A 15,685-nucleotide genomic window follows, 5' to 3' on the forward strand; every position below is an offset into this window, starting at 1 on the left:
GGGACTGATCAGACATGGGACGGGTCACCGAGCGACGCCGCGTCATCCGTATCCGCGACGGTGCGGTGAGCACCCGCCCGGACACCCTCGTCACCGAGGAGCCGATGGAGATCCGCCTGGGCGGCAAGCCGCTGGCGATCACCATGCGTACGCCGGGTGACGACTTCGCGCTGGCGGCGGGCTTCCTCGTCAGCGAGGGGGTCCTGGCGAGCGCCGACGAGCTGGCGCACATCGTCTACTGCGCGGGGGCGACAGGTGGGGGCACCTCCCGCTCGAGCGAAGCCGAGAGCGGGGGACGGAGCAACACCTACAACGTCGTCGACGTGCGGCTCGCGGACGGGGTGCCCGTCCCGGACATCACCCTGGAGCGCAACGTCTACACGACGTCGTCCTGCGGGCTGTGCGGCAAGGCAAGCCTGGATGCCGTCCGCACCACCGCGCGCTGGGCGCTGGACACCTCTCCCGACACCCCGGTCCGTATCAGCACCGCGACTCTGGCCGCCCTGCCCGACCGGCTCCGGGCCGCCCAGCGCGTCTTCGACCGGACCGGGGGCCTGCACGCCGCCGGGCTGTTCTCCACCGACGGCGAGCTGCTCGACCTGCGCGAGGACGTCGGCCGCCACAACGCCGTCGACAAAATCATCGGGCGGGCGCTGCAACAGGGGCTGCTGCCGCTGTCCGACTGTGTGCTGATGGTCTCCGGGCGGGCGTCCTTCGAGCTGGCGCAGAAGGCCGTGATGGCGGGCATTCCCGTGCTCGCCGCCGTCTCGGCCCCCTCCTCGCTCGCCGTCGATCTGGCCGCCGAGACGGGCCTGACCCTGGTCGGGTTCCTGCGCGGCACCTCCATGAACGTGTACGCGGGCGAGCACCGCCTCGCCCTGCGCGCCACGGCCGCCACGGGCTGAGGCCGCGCGCCCGCCACACGGGCCGTCGGACCGGCCGGCGGGGTGCGCCCCCTGCGCCGGCCGGTCCCGGCCGGTCCGCTGCCCGGAAGAGCGCGCCCGTTACCGCGCGCGCCGTTTCACTCCCCCGGCGACGCGATCTTGGTGAGCAGCGCGATCAGCTGCTCCCGCTCGCCGGGCGTCAGGGACGCCGTGAGCTCCGCGTTGGCCTCGTCGCCCAGCCGCTGCGTTCGGCGCAGCCGCCGCTTGCCCGCCGCGGAGATCGCGACGGCGTTCTTCCGGCGGTCCCCCGGGTCGGGGGTGCGGGTGACCAGCTCCTCCTGCTGGAGGTCGCCCACGACCGCGACCATGTCCTTGGGGTCGATGCCCAGCGTCCGGCCCAGCTCCGCCTGGGAGACCGGGCCGAGTTCGGCGACCGCCGAGAGCACGGCGTGGTGCATCATCCGCAGGCCCTCGGCGGCGAGGGCGTCGGCGACGAGGCGGTGGCCGCGGGCGGCGGCACGGCCGAGCAGCCAGCTGGGGAGCGTGCGGATGCTGCCGGGGGCGTAGGGGAGGTGGTCGGGCATGGTGCCAGGGTAGCGGGCTTTCATGGGGTCACCCAACGAAAAACCATTGGCGCACCCAACGGTTTCCTGGTTATTGTTGGTGCTCCCAACGAATGGACCCTTGGAGGTGCCGGCCATGCGCCGCGTCCGATTCCACACCTACGGCGGCCCGGAAGTCCTGCGCGTCGAGGAGTCCGAACCGCCCGTGCCGGGCCCCGGCGACCTGCTGGTCCGTACGGCGGCGATCGGCGTGACGCTGCCGGCCGTACGGCGGGTGCGCGGAGACGGCAACGGCGGCGGCGACCCTCTGCCCGCCATACCCGGCGGCGAGATCGCCGGCGAGGTGGTCGCGGTCGGCGCGGACGTGCACGGCTACGCCGCCGGCGACCGCGTCACCTCACTCACCCTGACCGGCTCGTACACCGAACTCGCCCTCGCCCCCGCCTTCCTGGCGAGCCGCATTCCGGACGGCGCGAGCGCGGTGCAGGCGGTCGCGCTGGTGCGCGGCGGGCAGGTGGCGCTGGCCGCGCTCGACACGGCCGCACCGAAGGGCGCCGAGTCGGTGCTGATCACCGGGGCGGCGGGCGGCACCGGGCACCTCGCCGTCCAACTGGCCAAGCTCCGGGGCGTTTCTAGGGTGGTGGCGGCCGTCAGCTCCGCGGCGAAGGCGCCGTTCCTGTACGGGCTGGGGGCCGACGAGGTCGTGACGTACGACCAGGAGTCGTGGGGCGAGCCGGTCGACATCGTGCTGGACGGGGTCGGCGGCGAGCTGCTGCCGCGCGCCCTCGCCGCGCTCGCACCCGGCGGTCGGCTGATCTTCTTCAACTCCGGTGGCGGAACCGTCCCGGCATACGAGCTGCTGGCCGGCGCGAAGACCATCACCGGGCTGACGATGCGGCGCTTCTCCACCGTGCAGCGGGAGCTGTACGAACGGCACCGCGAGGAGCTGTGGGAGCTGGCCGGGGCCGAGCGGCTGCGGGCCGCCGTGCACACCGAACTGCCGCTCGCCGACGCCGCGAAGGCCCACGAGATCATCGAGGCGCGGACCAACCTCGGCAAGGTGGTGCTCCGGCCGTGAGGGCGGGCGCGGCGACCCGCCACGGGCCGGACCGGCCGGTGGCCGACGGCTTCTGACGGGCGGTCGGGCATCGACCGAGGGCTGCCGCCCCATTCCGCACACCCGCCCCGCCCGGCGCACCGCCTGCGGGCCGGGCGAGTGAATTCCGCCCCCGGCGCGGAGATGTGACGCACGCTCCTTGTCGCCGTCCGCACGCGGCAGTAGCTTCCGTCGCAGCACACATAGGACGTGGGATGTCCTGATGACCCGACGCCAATGCCTCGAAGGGCAGGCCGGACCATGACGTCAGTTCTCCGCGCACACCGCAGCCCCCGCAGCAGACCCCGGCACCGCCGCGCCGCCGCAGGCCTCGCCGCGCTCACCGCCGCAGCCCTCGCCCTGCTCCCGTCCTCCCCCGCACAGGCCGCGCCCGGCACGGCTCCGGCCACCACCGCCAGCGCCACGACCGCCACCCCGGCGGACGGCTTCGACCAGCAGATCCTCTTCAAGGCCGACCGCGACAAGGGCTACGCCTGCTTCCGTATCCCGGCCGTGGTGCGGTCGGCCCACGGCACCCTCCTCGCGTTCGCCGAGGGCCGGGCCCACGACTGCGGCGACGCCGGCGACATCGACCTCGTCCTCAAACGCTCCACCGACGGTGGCCGCACCTGGGGACCGCTCCAGGTCGTCAGCCACGGCAACGGCGATACACACGGCAATCCGGCCCCCCTCGTGGACCGCCGCACCGGCCGCATCGTGCTCGCCGAGACGTACAACAAGGGCCGCGACGACGGCCTCGGCTGCGACGTCCCCTGCGACCGCACCCCCCACCTCCAATACAGCGACGACGACGGCGCGACCTGGTCGGCGCCCCGGGACCTGACCCCGGCCATCCGTCCCGCACAGTGGAATTCGTGGTACGCGACCGGGCCCGTGCACGGCATCCAGCTCACCCGCGGCCGGCACGCGGGCCGGCTGGTCTTCGGCGTCAACGCCGAGAGCTATGCGAACGGCCGGGTCACCGCCAACCACGCCGCACTGATCCACAGCGACGACGGCGGCACCACCTGGCGGGTCGGCGCGCTGGACACCTGGCCGGTCACCGCCGACGGCACCTTCCGCCAGAAGCCCTCCGAGATGACACTGCTGGAACGCTCCGACGGCTCCGTCTACGTCAACGGCCGCGAACAGGACGGCACGGACCTGGGCCACCGCACCGAAGCGGTCAGCCGCGACGGCGGCGCGTCGTTCACCCGGCCGTTCCGCGCCCTCCCCGGCCTCTACACCCCGATGGTGCAGGCCTCCGCACTGCGGCTGCCCGCCTCCCGCGCCACCGGCGGCCGCAGCCGCACCCTGTTCGCCGCGCCCGCCGACCCCGACCGGCGCCGGACCATGACCATCCGCTCCTCCTACGACGAGGGCCGCACCTGGGAAGGCGTCGAACGGGGCGCCCGGGTCTCCGCCGACTGGGCCGGCTACTCCGACCTGGTGGCCGTCTCACCGGAGGTCACCGGCCTGCTCTACGAAGGCGGGGCGGCCGACGCCCGCGACGAGATCCGCTGGGCCCGCTTCACCGAGGACTGGCTCGGCCCGCGCCTCTCCCCGGACCCGACCACCCGCGACGACGCCCGCGGCGCCCGCCCGGCCCTCGTCCTGGGCGGCGCGCGCACCACCGAGGACCCGCTCTTCGGCCGTGCGGTGGCCTTCGACGGCAAGGATGACGCCGTACGCCTCCCCTACCGCGACTCCCTCCCCCTGGGCAGCCACGACTTCACCGCCACGCTCCGCTTCCGCTACGTCGCCACCACCGGCAGCCAGCCGCTGCTGTGGATGGGCGGTATGGGCAGCAAATCCCCGCAGGTCGCGGTGAGCGCCGACCCCGCCCACGGCAGGATCACCGCCCACCTCACCGCCGTCGCCGGCACCGCACCGGCCGCCACCGCACAGGTGGCGACCACCGAGGCGTACAACGACGGAGGCTGGCACCACCTCGCGCTGCGCCGCACCGGCGGCCGGCTGCTGCTCACCGTCGACGGCGGGCCCGCCGCGTCCTCCCCGGACGTCCCCGGATCGGTGAGCCGCGGCTCGGTCTTCGGCGTCCACCTCGGCCAACAGCTCGACAGCCGCGCCCACTTCACCGGCGCCCTGGACGAAGTACGCGTCTACCGACGCGCGTTGACCGACCCCGAACTGACCGGAATCCGCACCACCAACGCCACCCCCTCCGGCCCACTCGTCCTGCGCCTGCCACTGGACCGGGTACACGGGGGCGACTGACGGCAGCCGCCCCACGGAAACGTCGGGCGGGACGAGACCCCCCGGCCGGCCCGCCCGACGCCGCTGACCTCCCCCGCCCGCCGAAACGAGGTATCCCGAATCGAACCAAGGGGCGGGGATGACGTGCACCGGGGAAGGGGCGACCGCGAGGAACGGGTGACCGCGCGGGCGCGCCACGCGTACGCGCACGGCCGGGCGTCGTCCGACGCCCGGCCCGGACGCTCGATCCGCAAGCCGTCCTAGGGTGCGTTCCACGACACCCCGCTACCGCCGAGGAGTTCCGCGGCCGGTCGGCCATCCCCGTCTAGCGCCGCGCCCCGCTCGGCAGCGCGCTTACCCCGTCGCCGGGCCCGGTCGCACCCGTCGGGTCCGGCGCCGCTCCGCCGTGTCCGGCGTCCGTGGCTTCGGGATCCGGCCGCTTCGCGTAGCGCTTGGCCAGGACCGCGCAGACCATCAACTGCATCTGGTGGAACAGCATCAGCGGCAGCACCGCGAGCCCCGCCTGGGCGCCGAAGAGCACGCTGGCCATGGGCAGACCGGCGGCGAGGCTCTTCTTGGAGCCGGCGAAGGTGATGGCGATGCGGTCCGCGCGGCCGAAGCCGAGCTTCTTCGAGCCGTACGACGTGCCGGTGAGCATCGTCGCCAACAGGACGGCCTCCACACCCACCAGGCACAGCAGGCGCAGCGGTGAGACCTGGTGCCAGATGCCCTGGACCATGCCGGCGCTGAAGGCGGTGTAGACGACGAGCAGTATCGAGCCGCGGTCCACATATCCGAGGACCCTCTTGTGGCGGGCGATGAAGTCGCCCACCCACCGGCGCAGCAACTGCCCGGCGCCGAACGGGAGAAGCAACTGGCAGACGATCGACAGCAGGGAGTCGGCGGAGAAGCCGCCACCCCCGCTCCCGAGGACGAGCGCCGCCAGCAATGGCGTCACCACGATGCCGACGATGCTGGAGAACGAGCCCGCACAGATCGCCGCCGCGACATTGCCGCGGGCGATGGACGTGAAGGCGATCGAGGACTGGACCGTGGACGGCACCAGGCACAGGAACAGCAGTCCGGTGTAGAGGGACGGCGGCAGGACGGTGGGAACCAGCAGACGGGCGGCCAGCCCCAGCAGCGGGAAGACCACGAAGGTGCAGACGAGGACGGTGAGATGGAGCCGCCAGTGACGCAGGCCGTCGAGCGCCTCACGGGTGGAGAGCCGGGCGCCGTAGAGGAAGAAGAGCAGGGCGACGGCGGCGGTGGAGGCGCCGCCCGCGACGGTGGCGGCCGGGCCGCGGGCGGGCAGCAGGGCGGCCAGGGCCACCGTGCCGACCAGCGCCAGGATGTAGCCGTCCACGGGCAGCCAGGAGGGCAGCTTGAGCAAAGGGCGGTGCATGGTCTCTCTTCGGTCGTTCGACGGCTCTCGGGCGGCGGGCTGGACGGGCCCGGACGTGCCCTCTCCAGAGTGCCGGTAGTGGCGGCGATCGGGAACCCCGCTTACCGTGGTCACTGTTATTGCGTTGCGTGATATGCGTTCCCGGTATGCCCTGCGACGCAGCGCCCGTCACCAAGGCGGCGGGCCGCCGAGGTGCGGAAGGTGACCGTGTTCGACCCCACCCAGCTGCGGACCTTTCTCACCGTCGCGCAGACGCTGAGCTTCACCCAGGCCGCGCACCGCCTCGGACTGCGGCAGTCCACCGTGAGCCAGCACATCCGCAAGCTGGAGGACTCCGCCGAGCGGCGGCTGTTCGCCCGCGACACCCATGCCGTGGAGCTGACCGAGGACGGCGAGGCGATGCTCGGCTTCGCCCGCACGATCATGGAGGCGAACGAACGGGCCGCGAGCTTCTTCACCGGGACCCGGCTGCGCGGCCGGCTGCGGTTCGGCGCCTCGGAGGACTTCGTCCTGACCCGGATGCCGGAGGTGCTGGAAGGGTTCCGGCGCGAGCATCCCGAGGTCGATCTGGAGCTGACCGTCGAGCTGTCGGGGACGCTGCACGAACTGCTCGCGGCCGGCCGGCTGGATCTCGTCCTGGCCAAGCGGCGGCCGGAGGAATCGCGCGGGCGGCTGGTGTGGCGGGACCGACTGGTGTGGATCGGTACCGAAAGGCTCCGCCTTGACCCGCAGCGTCCGATCCCTTTGGTCGTGTTCCCGCCACCCGCAGTGACCCGTGCCCGCGCGCTGGAAGCGCTGGAGCGTCAGGGCCGGGAATGGCGGATCGCCTGCACCAGCGGCAGCCTGAACGGCCTGATCGCCGCGACCCGGGCCGGCCTGGGCGTCATGGCACACACCCTGGGAATGATCCCGCCGGGCCTGGTGCGGATCCCGTCCCGCGCCGGGCTGCCGGAGCTGGGCGGAGTGGACTTCGTGCTGCTGTACGGGCAGCGAGGCGGTCCGGCGCGGGGTCCGGCGGAGGCGCTGGCGGACGCGATCCTGGCGGGCGGCGACCGGCTGCACCTGCCATGAGGGCAGGTCGCGGAGCGGCGTCGTGACGGCCTGCGGTGAAGTGCAGAGATTTGGTGCAGATACGGTCCCGGCAACGTGATCGTTCGGCGCCCAAGAGGCCGGATCATGTCCACGCTTCTCCGAAGTAGCCCGATTTCGCCACTTGGCCAGTTCCCGTGCCACCAGGTCCAGAGCGTGGTAGGGCACTCCCGCATATCGTCGCCTTGGGGTACGGTCGCGGCCCTGTGAGGAGCACCACTAGGAGCTGGGTCATTGCGCGAGTTCACCGTCCCGCCTTTGGCGACCGCGCCCCGGGTCGGCGGGCTGGCGGACGCCATCTACGATCATGCCGAATCCGACCCCGGACGGGTCGCCCTCGCGCGTAAGGACGACGAGGGAAACTGGCAGAACATCACCTCGGGCGAGTTCCGTGACGAGGTCATCGCGCTGGCCAAGGGCCTGCTCGCGCAAGGCGTCCGGTTCGGAGACCGGGTCGGCATCATGTCGCGGACCCGCTATGAGTGGACGCTGTTCGACTTCGCGCTGTGGTCCGTCGGCGCGCAGTCCGTGCCGCTGTATCCGACGTCGTCGGCCGAGCAGGTCTTCTGGATGCTGCACAACGCCGACGTCTCGGCGTGCCTGGTCGAGCACGAGGACCACGCAATGACCATCGGCTCGGTCATCGACCGGCTCCCGCAGCTGCGCAAGCTGTGGCAGCTGGACGCCGACCCGGTGGCCGAACTGACCGCCGCCGGTGCGCATATCGAGGACGATGTCGTGCACCGTCACCGGATGGCCGTCACCCCCGACGCCACCGCGACGATCATCTACACCTCGGGCACCACCGGCCGCCCCAAGGGCTGCGTCATCACGCACGCCAATTTCATGGCCGAGGCCGACAACATGGTCATGCGCTACGAGACGGTCTTCACCTCGAAGCCCGGCGACGAGGCGTCGACCCTGCTCTTCCTGCCGCTCGCGCATGTCTTCGGGCGGATGGTGCAGGTCGCCGCGATCCGCGGCCGGGTCAAGCTGGGCCACCAGCCCGAGCTGGCGGCCCGAGCGCTCCTGCCCGACCTGCAGTCCTTCCAGCCCACCTTCATCCTCGCGGTGCCGTACATCTTCGAGAAGGTCTTCGCGGCGTCCCGGCGGAAGGCGCAGACGGAGGGCAAGGAGGGGCCGTTCGACAAGGCCGTCGCCATCGCGGTGCGGTATGCCGAGGCGCAGGAGAACAAGGCGTTCGGCATCGGCTCCGGCCCCAGCGCCGCACTGCGGATGCAGCATCAGATCTTCGACAAGCTCGTCTACAGCAAGGTCCGTACGGCCATGGGCGGCCGTGTGCGGCATGCGATGTCCGGCGGCTCGGCGATGGAACGCCGGCTCGGGCTGTTCTTCGCCGGCGCCGGGGTGCGGATCTTCGAGGGCTACGGCCTGACGGAGAGCACCGCGGCCGCCACCGCCAACCCGCCCGAACGGACCCGCTTCGGCACCGTCGGCACTCCGGTGCCCGGCACCACGGTGCACATCGCGGAGGACAGCGAGATCTGGCTGTACGGCGGGCAGGTCTTCCAGGGCTACCACAACGACCCCAAGTCGACCGACGCGGTGCTGCACGACGGCTGGTTCGCCACCGGTGACCTGGGCGCCCTCGACGAGGACGGCTATCTGACGATCACCGGCCGGAAGAAGGAGATCCTGGTCACCTCCGGCGGCAAGAGCGTCTCGCCGGTGGGCCTGGAGGAGCGGGTGCGGGCCCATCCGCTGGTCGCGCAGTGCATCGTGGTCGGCAACGACCGGCCGTTCATCGCCGCGCTGGTGACGCTGGACCCCGAGGCCGTCGCGCACTGGCTCACCATGCGCGGCAAGCCGGAGATGCCGACGACGGACCTGGTGCGCGACCCGGACCTGGAGACCGAGATCCGGCGGGCTGTCGTCGCCGCCAACACCTTGGTCTCGCAGGCGGAGTCGATCCGGACATTCCGGATACTGGCCAACCAGTTCAGCGAGGAGCACGGGCTGCTGACGCCGTCCCTGAAGCTCAAGCGGAAGGCGATCGAGGGCGCGTACTCGGTCGAGGTGGACGCGCTGTACCAGGCCTGAGGACGGGGCACACGACGGACCGGGGCACGCCCGCGCAGCGCACGGGCTTCCACCCGGGCGCTGCGCCCCGGCCCGCCCGCCTCTCTTCACCCATGCACAGGACAACCGCCCGCCGGCTCACGGAATCCGACCGCCAGGTGCGGGAATGCACGGGCGCGGAAGATCGTTGACACACGAGAACCACGAAAGTCGACGTAAGGATCGAATCCCCCGTGAGCAAGGTCCCTTCCATCACGCTCAACAACGGCACCGCGATGCCGCAGCTCGGATTCGGCGTCTGGCAGGTCCCCGACGACGAGGCATTCAGCGCCGTCGGTCACGCCCTGGACGCGGGCTACCGCAGCATCGACACCGCAGCGATCTACGGCAATGAAGAGGGCACGGGGAAGGCCCTCGCCGCTTCGGGCATCGCCCGTGACGACCTGTTCGTCACGACCAAGCTCTGGAACGGCAAGGATGAGACGTGGACGCCCGACAGCGTCCTGCGCGAGTTCGACAGCTCCCTGACCAAGCTCGGCCTGGAGTACGTCGACCTCTACCTCATCCACTGGCCGCGCGCCGTGCGCGACGACTACCTGTCGATCTGGCGCACCTTCGAGGCGATCGCCAAGAGCGGCCGTGCCAAGGCCATCGGCGTCTCGAACTTCCAGCCCGCCCACCTGCGCCGGCTCCTCGACGAGACGTCGGTCGTGCCCGCGGTCAACCAGATCGAACTGCACCCGAATTTCGCGCAGCCCGAACTCCGCGCCTTCCACGCCGAGCACGGCATCGCCACCGAGGCGTGGTCCCCGCTCGGCCAGGGCAAGGGCCTCCTGGAGGACCCGACCCTCGCGAAGCTCGCCGAGAAGCACGGCAAGACCGCGGCCCAGATCGTGCTGCGCTGGCATCTGCAGACCGGCAACGTGGTCATCCCGAAGTCCGTCACCCCCTCGCGCATCGCCGCGAACATCGACGTCTTCGACTTCGCGTTGGACGACTCCGACCTGGCAGCGGTCGCCGGCCTCAACAACGGCACCCGCCTGGGCCCGGACCCGGACACCTTCGACATCTGAGCCCACCCACGACGCCGCCGCTCCCTCGACGGAGCGGCGGCGTCGTGCTGTCCCCGGCCCCACGGCCCCATGGCCCCGATGGATCGCGGCGGCTACTGGGCGCGGGCGGTGTGGACGGTCTGTGCCGAGAGCAGGAACACGTCGGGGCGGCGGCTGATCCCGGCGGCGTCATCGGGGTCGGTGAGGCGGGCGAGGGTGGTGAGGTCGTCCTGGTCCAGCTGGTCGCTGAACCGGTCGAGGCTGCGGGCGAGACCGGCGAGGACGTAGTCGCGCGCGGCGGCGGACAGCGGGGCCGGCAGGTCCAGCAGGAAGCTGCGGGTGCGCGGGGTGCGCAGACCGGCGTCGGCGAGGAAGGCGGGCCAGTCCTCGACGGCGGTCACGGCGTCGGGCAGCGCGGCACGCATCTCGGTGAACCCTTCCTCCAGCAACGCGTCGAGACGGGTCTGCAGTCCCGGGCGGCCGATGCCGATGTCGCGCGGCAGGAAGCGGGGATTGAGGCCGCCCTCGGACACGGCGAGCAGGCCGCCGGGCCGCAGATGGCCGGCGAGGTCGGACACCGCGCCGCGCTGGTCACCGATGTGGTGCAGCGCCTTGCTGGACCAGATGAGATCGGCGCCACCGAGCGCGTCGAGTCCGTCGGGGAGTTCGGCGAGGTGGGTGTGGATCCGGTCGCCCAGTCCCAGGCGGGCGGCGCGGACGCGGGTGCGCTCCAGGAGGGCGGCGGTCGCGTCGACCGCGACGACCTCGGCTTCGGGGAATGCCTGTGCCAGCAGGCAGGTGGTGACGCCGGGGCCGCTGCCGATGTCGAGCACCCGGCGGACCCGGCCGGCGGCCATCGCGGCACCGACGGCGGGGCCGGTGGCGGTGTGGGGGCCGGGCCCGATGGCGGTGTCCGTGTCCGCGTCGGCGAGCAGTTCACGCAGCCACACCGCGGCCTGTTCGAAGAACGGCGTCTGGACCTCGGCGCCCTGTTCGAGGAGCGGGCCGAGGGTCTCCCAGTCGGGGTGGCCGGTGTCGTGGCCGTGCTCATGGCTCTGCGCATGGCTGTGCTCATGGCTGTGCCGGTGCCCCTGGCCTGTTGCGCGGGCGGGCGCCGACCCGGGCGCGTGGGCGGTGGGCGTGGTGGTCTGCCCGTGTCCTCGGTGATCGTGATTGCTCATGGGGTCGAGCCTCCGATACGGGTCGTTCTCAGGCAATCTTCCTTGCCGGTTCGGCAACCCCCTGAATCCCACCTGCCCCTTTGGGCACCGTAAGGTCTGGGCTTGTGAGTACTCCGGGATGGATTCCGCCGACCGAGACGGAACGGCGGCTGTACGAAGCGGCGGCTCGTGGCGACTGGGACGGACAGGTCACGGCGATCGCCGGCGAGGATTTGTATCTGGCGGTGCCGCAGCAGGGCCAGGACCCGCTGCCCGTCTTCGACGACCCCAGGACCGGCGGTAAGTGCATTCCCGTCCTGACTCGCGGCATCCTGCCGCCGTGGCAGCCACAGCAGTTTTTCGACCGGGTCTCGCTCGACGATCTGGCACAGGACTGGCCGAACGACACATGGCAGCTCGCGGTCAATCCGGGAACCCCGTGTGCCGCCCAACTGGTCGCCTCACCCGCGCACCGCGCCGCCTGGACGCGGATCGGCGCACAGCTCGGTGAGCGGCCGGGCGGCCTGCTCAGCACGCACTTCGGCGGCCCGCTGCACGGGCCGTCCGCGCACGGCCTGGCGTGCGGTGCGCCGATCGCGGTGCACCACAGCGTGCCGTGGAACGAGCTGGGCACCGCCTTCCTCGACCACGCCACGGACGCCGCGACGCTGCGCGAGCAGTGGTCGGTGTTCGATCCCGCCAGCTGGCAGCAGCGGCTCGACCAGCTGCTGGGCGGTCAGTTCGTGCCGGCGGAGACCGAGGCGGCGCTGCGCGCCCGCGCCGCCTCCGGGGGCGAAGAGACACCGACCGGAAGCGACAAGGCACCCGCCGGGGACCCGGCGCCCGAGCTGCCGGAGCTGGTCGGCCGCTACGAGGAGCGGTTTCGCGCGGACGGGCTGCTGCCCCCGGACGGCGCGGTGGTCTCGCTCCTCGCGCTGGACCTCGCCCATGCGGTGAACCTCGCCCGCTGGGGCCTGGGCGCCCGGTTGTGCGCGCCGCCGCAGGCCGAGCAGGCCGTCCAGCGGGCCGGGGCGCGGGCCAAGGAGGTGTACTCCTCATGGGAGGAGTTCGCCGCCGGCTACGCACTGGGCCGCATGCTGGCCTTCGACAATGGCTGGTTCGGGCCGCCGTACGCGGAGGCGGTGCACATCCACCGGGTCCTCACCCAGGACCCCGCCTCGCCGTGGCGCGGCCTGCCGTTCGCCTGACGGCACGCGGCGGCGCGCCGCCCGCGGTCCCGCCGCCCCTCATCTGCCGGGAAATAATGCGGCCGCCGACCCATCCATCCGCCCGTCGGCTCCGAATCATTACGAAGGCCTGTGCGGACACAGGGCACACTCGGCACACACGGCATCCAGGAGGACCGCCCGGTGAGAGAACCCGTACGGATCGGCAGCCCGGGAGAGCGCGGCCCCGATCTCGAGGAGCTGCTGGGCCGGGTCGCCCGCGGCGATCAGGAGGCCTTCGGGCCGGTCTACGACGCCGTGGCGGGCCCTGTCCTCGGCCTGGTGCGGTCGGTGCTGCGGGATCCGGCGCAGTCGGAGGAAGTGGCTCAGGAGGTACTCGTGGAGGTCTGGCGCACGGCGGCGCACTTCCGGCCGGAGCGAGGGTCGGCGACCAACTGGGTGCTGACCCTGGCCCACCGCCGGGCGGTGGACCGGGTGCGTTCGGCGCAGTCGGCCGCCGACCGTGAGCGGCGGGCGGCGCTGCTGGACCAGACTCCCGCGTTCGACGAGGTGACGGAGCAGGTGGAGGCCCGGCTGGAGCGCGAGCAGGTGCGGCGCTGTATGCGGACGCTCACCGAATTGCAGCGCCAGTCGGTCACGTTGGCGTATTACAAGGGCCTGACCTACCGGGAGGTGGCGGAGCTGCTGACGGTGCCGCTCGGAACGGTCAAGACACGACTGCGCGACGGACTCATCCGGCTGCGCGACTGCTTGGGGGTGAGCGCATGACCGCCGCCGAACTGCACACGCTGACGGGCGCCTACGCCGTCAACGCGCTGCACGGGGAAGAGGCCAGGGAGTTCGAGCGTCACCTGCTGGCCTGTACGGCCTGCACGCAGGAGGTGCGGGAACTGGCCGCCACCGCCGAGCGGTTGGGGCTCGCGACCGCGCTGGTGCCACCGCCGGAGATGCGGCAGCAGGTGCTGCGCCGGATCGCGACGGTGCGCCAGGAGCCGCCGAAGGTGACACGCGGGGACCGGCGGGGTGGCGGCTCGGTGGGCCGGGCGCGCCGGCTGCCGCGGATGGTGCTGGCGGCCTGTCTGGCTGCGGCCGCCGCGTTCGGCGGGATCGCTCTCTGGCAGCACGACCAGGCGGAGGACGCCCGCGCCCAGGCCCAGCAGGCCGCGCGGCAGGCCGACGCGGTCACACGGGTGCTCGCCGCGCCCGATGCCAGGGCGACGACGGGCAAGGTCGGGAGCGGCGCGACCGGCACGGTGGTGGTCTCCCGCAGTCAGGGCCGGGCCGCGTTCCTGGCGTCCGGTCTGCCGCGGCCCGCGGACGGCAAGGTCTATCAGCTGTGGTTCAGCGACAACGGCAGGATGCGGCCCGCCGGTCTGCTCGATCAGAACCGGTCGGACGCGGCGGTGCTGATGGACGGTCCCGTCGGGAAGGCGTCGGGGATGGGAGTGACGGTGGAGCCGGCGGGTGGCTCGAAACAGCCCACGACGACACCGATCGCGCTGATGAATTTCTCCGCGGCGTGAGGCGTTGCCGCTCGCCGCGGCGCGGCCCGACCCGGTACCACTCGGTGTGACTCCATTCCACTCGGCGCAAGGAAAAGCATGGACGTGGCGGTCTGTCTGTTCACCTCCGATCTGCGGGTGCACGACCAGCCGGTGCTGCGGGCCGCGCTGCGGTCGGCGGCGCGGGTGGTGCCCCTGTTCGTCGTGGACTCCGGTGTCGCGGACGCCGGGTTCGCGGTCCCCAACCGGGCGGCGTTCCTGGCCGGTGCGCTGGCCGATCTCGATGCCGCGCTGCGGGGGCGCGGTGGCCGGCTGGTGGTCCGTACGGGAGAGGTCGTCGCCGAGACCTGCCGGGTGGCGGCCGAGGCGGGGGCCGGGGAGGTGCATCTCGCGGGCGGTGTGAGCCGCTATGCGCTGGGCCGGGAGCGGCGGTTGGGCGCGGCGCTGGCGGAGACGGGCCGGTCGCTGGTGGTGCACGACGCGGTGATCACGGCGGTGCCGCCGGGCGCCGTGGTGCCGTCGGGGACCGGCAAGGACCACTTCGCGGTCTTCACCCCGTACTTCCGGCGCTGGCAGGCCGAGGGGCTGCGGGCGGTGCGGTCCGCGCCGCGCTCGGTGCCGGTGCCGCAGGAGGTGGCTTCCGAGGACGTGCCGTCGGCCGGGGTGCTCGCTCCCGGTGGCGAGCCGTCGCCGTCGCTGCCCGAGGGCGGTGAGCGGGCGGGGCGCCGCCTCTTCGCGGCCTGGCAGCGGTCGGGCATGGCCGACTACCAGGACCGGCACGACGACATGGCCGACGACGCCACCTCGCGCCTGTCGCCGTATCTGCACTTCGGGTGCCTGTCGCCGGTGGAGACCGTGCATCGCGCCTCGGGCCGTACGGATGCCGGGGCCCAGGCGTTCGTGCGGCAGCTGGCCTGGCGGGACTTCCATCACCAGGTGCTGGCCGCGCGTCCGGACGCGGCGGGGGCCGACTACCGCACCAAGGACGACCACTGGCGGCAGGACACTGCCGGGGTCGCGGCCTGGAAGGCGGGCCGTACCGGCTATCCGGTGGTGGACGCGGCGATGCGGCAGCTGCAGCAGGAGGGCTGGATGCACAACCGCGCGCGGATGCTGGTGGCGAGCTTTCTGACGAAGACGCTGTATGTGGACTGGCGGGTGGGCGCGCGGCATTTCCTGGATATGCTGGTGGACGGCGATATGGCGAACAACCAGCTCAACTGGCAGTGGGTGGCGGGCACCGGGACGGACTCGCGGCCCAACCGGGTGCTGAATCCGCTCGTCCAGGCCCGGCGCTTCGATCCGCGCGGCGACTACGTACGGCGCTGGGTCCCGGAGCTGGCCGGTCTGGCGGGGACGGCGGTGCACCAGCCGTGGAAGCTGCCCGCCGCCGAGCGGGCGGCGTACGACTATCCGGAGCCGCTGGTGGGACTGACGGACGGGCTCGCACGCTTCCGGCGGGCGCGCGGCCTGACCTGATCCGCACGACG

Annotated in this window: 13 protein-coding genes; 10 read left to right on the forward strand and 3 right to left on the reverse strand. The window is 72.6% G+C overall.

Annotated elements, in window-relative coordinates; all coding sequences use genetic code 11:
* Positions 1-14: 14 nt before the first annotated feature.
* A complete protein-coding gene (fdhD, locus tag ACIRQ7_RS12630; protein ID WP_404262063.1) occupies positions 15-905 on the forward strand; it encodes a formate dehydrogenase accessory sulfurtransferase FdhD in 891 nt (296 codons plus the stop codon).
* 116 nt (positions 906-1,021) lie between these two features.
* Here the strand turns inward: fdhD and ACIRQ7_RS12635 are convergent, their stop codons facing one another.
* Complete coding sequence (locus ACIRQ7_RS12635) at positions 1,022-1,468, reverse strand: MarR family winged helix-turn-helix transcriptional regulator (protein WP_403672660.1); 447 nt, start codon at positions 1,466-1,468, stop codon at positions 1,022-1,024.
* Between the two features lie 115 nt (positions 1,469-1,583).
* On the opposite strand from ACIRQ7_RS12635, the gene ACIRQ7_RS12640 reads away from it, so the two are divergent.
* Together ACIRQ7_RS12640 and ACIRQ7_RS12645 are read left to right on the forward strand one after the other, a co-directional pair.
* A complete protein-coding gene (locus ACIRQ7_RS12640; protein ID WP_404262065.1) occupies positions 1,584-2,525 on the forward strand; it encodes a zinc-binding alcohol dehydrogenase family protein in 942 nt (313 codons plus the stop codon).
* A 279-nt stretch (positions 2,526-2,804) separates the two neighbouring features.
* Positions 2,805-4,781, forward strand: coding sequence for an exo-alpha-sialidase (locus ACIRQ7_RS12645; RefSeq protein ID WP_404262067.1), 1,977 nt, complete (start codon positions 2,805-2,807; stop codon positions 4,779-4,781).
* 304 nt (positions 4,782-5,085) lie between these two features.
* Here ACIRQ7_RS12645 and ACIRQ7_RS12650 read toward each other — a convergent pair whose 3' ends face one another.
* Positions 5,086-6,165, reverse strand: coding sequence for a bile acid:sodium symporter family protein (locus ACIRQ7_RS12650; protein WP_404262069.1), 1,080 nt, complete (start codon positions 6,163-6,165; stop codon positions 5,086-5,088).
* Positions 6,166-6,372: 207 nt separating this feature from the next.
* On the opposite strand from ACIRQ7_RS12650, the gene ACIRQ7_RS12655 reads away from it, so the two are divergent.
* The 3 genes from ACIRQ7_RS12655 to ACIRQ7_RS12665 all read left to right on the forward strand — a co-directional run bounded on the left by ACIRQ7_RS12655 (position 6,373) and on the right by ACIRQ7_RS12665 (position 10,367).
* On the forward strand, positions 6,373-7,236 hold the full coding sequence (locus tag ACIRQ7_RS12655) for a LysR substrate-binding domain-containing protein (RefSeq protein WP_401467668.1): 864 nt from the start codon (positions 6,373-6,375) through the stop codon (positions 7,234-7,236).
* 252 nt (positions 7,237-7,488) lie between these two features.
* Positions 7,489-9,315 (forward strand): AMP-dependent synthetase/ligase, encoded by a 1,827-nt coding sequence (locus ACIRQ7_RS12660; RefSeq protein ID WP_401467163.1) that lies wholly within the window; start codon positions 7,489-7,491, stop codon positions 9,313-9,315.
* Positions 9,316-9,527: 212 nt separating this feature from the next.
* Entirely contained in the window at positions 9,528-10,367 is an 840-nt protein-coding gene (locus tag ACIRQ7_RS12665; RefSeq protein WP_404262071.1) for an aldo/keto reductase, read from the forward strand.
* A 92-nt stretch (positions 10,368-10,459) separates the two neighbouring features.
* On the opposite strand, the gene ACIRQ7_RS12670 is transcribed toward ACIRQ7_RS12665, so the two are convergent.
* The gene (locus tag ACIRQ7_RS12670; protein WP_404262072.1) at positions 10,460-11,527 is read right to left on the reverse strand and encodes a methyltransferase; all 1,068 of its coding nucleotides are present in this window, start codon (positions 11,525-11,527) and stop codon (positions 10,460-10,462) included.
* Between the two features lie 104 nt (positions 11,528-11,631).
* Between ACIRQ7_RS12670 and ACIRQ7_RS12675 the strand changes: the two genes are divergently transcribed.
* The 4 genes from ACIRQ7_RS12675 to ACIRQ7_RS12690 all read left to right on the forward strand — a co-directional run bounded on the left by ACIRQ7_RS12675 (position 11,632) and on the right by ACIRQ7_RS12690 (position 15,674).
* The gene (locus ACIRQ7_RS12675) at positions 11,632-12,714 is read left to right on the forward strand and encodes a DUF1266 domain-containing protein (protein WP_404262074.1); all 1,083 of its coding nucleotides are present in this window, start codon (positions 11,632-11,634) and stop codon (positions 12,712-12,714) included.
* Positions 12,715-12,876: 162 nt separating this feature from the next.
* Positions 12,877-13,461, forward strand: a complete 585-nt coding sequence (locus ACIRQ7_RS12680; protein WP_401467174.1) for a sigma-70 family RNA polymerase sigma factor — start codon at positions 12,877-12,879, stop codon at positions 13,459-13,461.
* Complete coding sequence (locus ACIRQ7_RS12685; protein WP_404262077.1) at positions 13,458-14,216, forward strand: anti-sigma factor domain-containing protein; 759 nt, start codon at positions 13,458-13,460, stop codon at positions 14,214-14,216. Before ACIRQ7_RS12680 ends, ACIRQ7_RS12685 begins: the two co-directional genes overlap by 4 nt.
* Positions 14,217-14,294: 78 nt before the next feature.
* Positions 14,295-15,674 (forward strand): cryptochrome/photolyase family protein, encoded by a 1,380-nt coding sequence (locus ACIRQ7_RS12690; protein WP_404262079.1) that lies wholly within the window; start codon positions 14,295-14,297, stop codon positions 15,672-15,674.
* Positions 15,675-15,685 lie beyond the last annotated feature (11 nt).

The organism is Streptomyces sp. NPDC101393 (genome assembly GCF_044767385.1).
Lineage (GTDB): Bacteria > Actinomycetota > Actinomycetes > Streptomycetales > Streptomycetaceae > Streptomyces.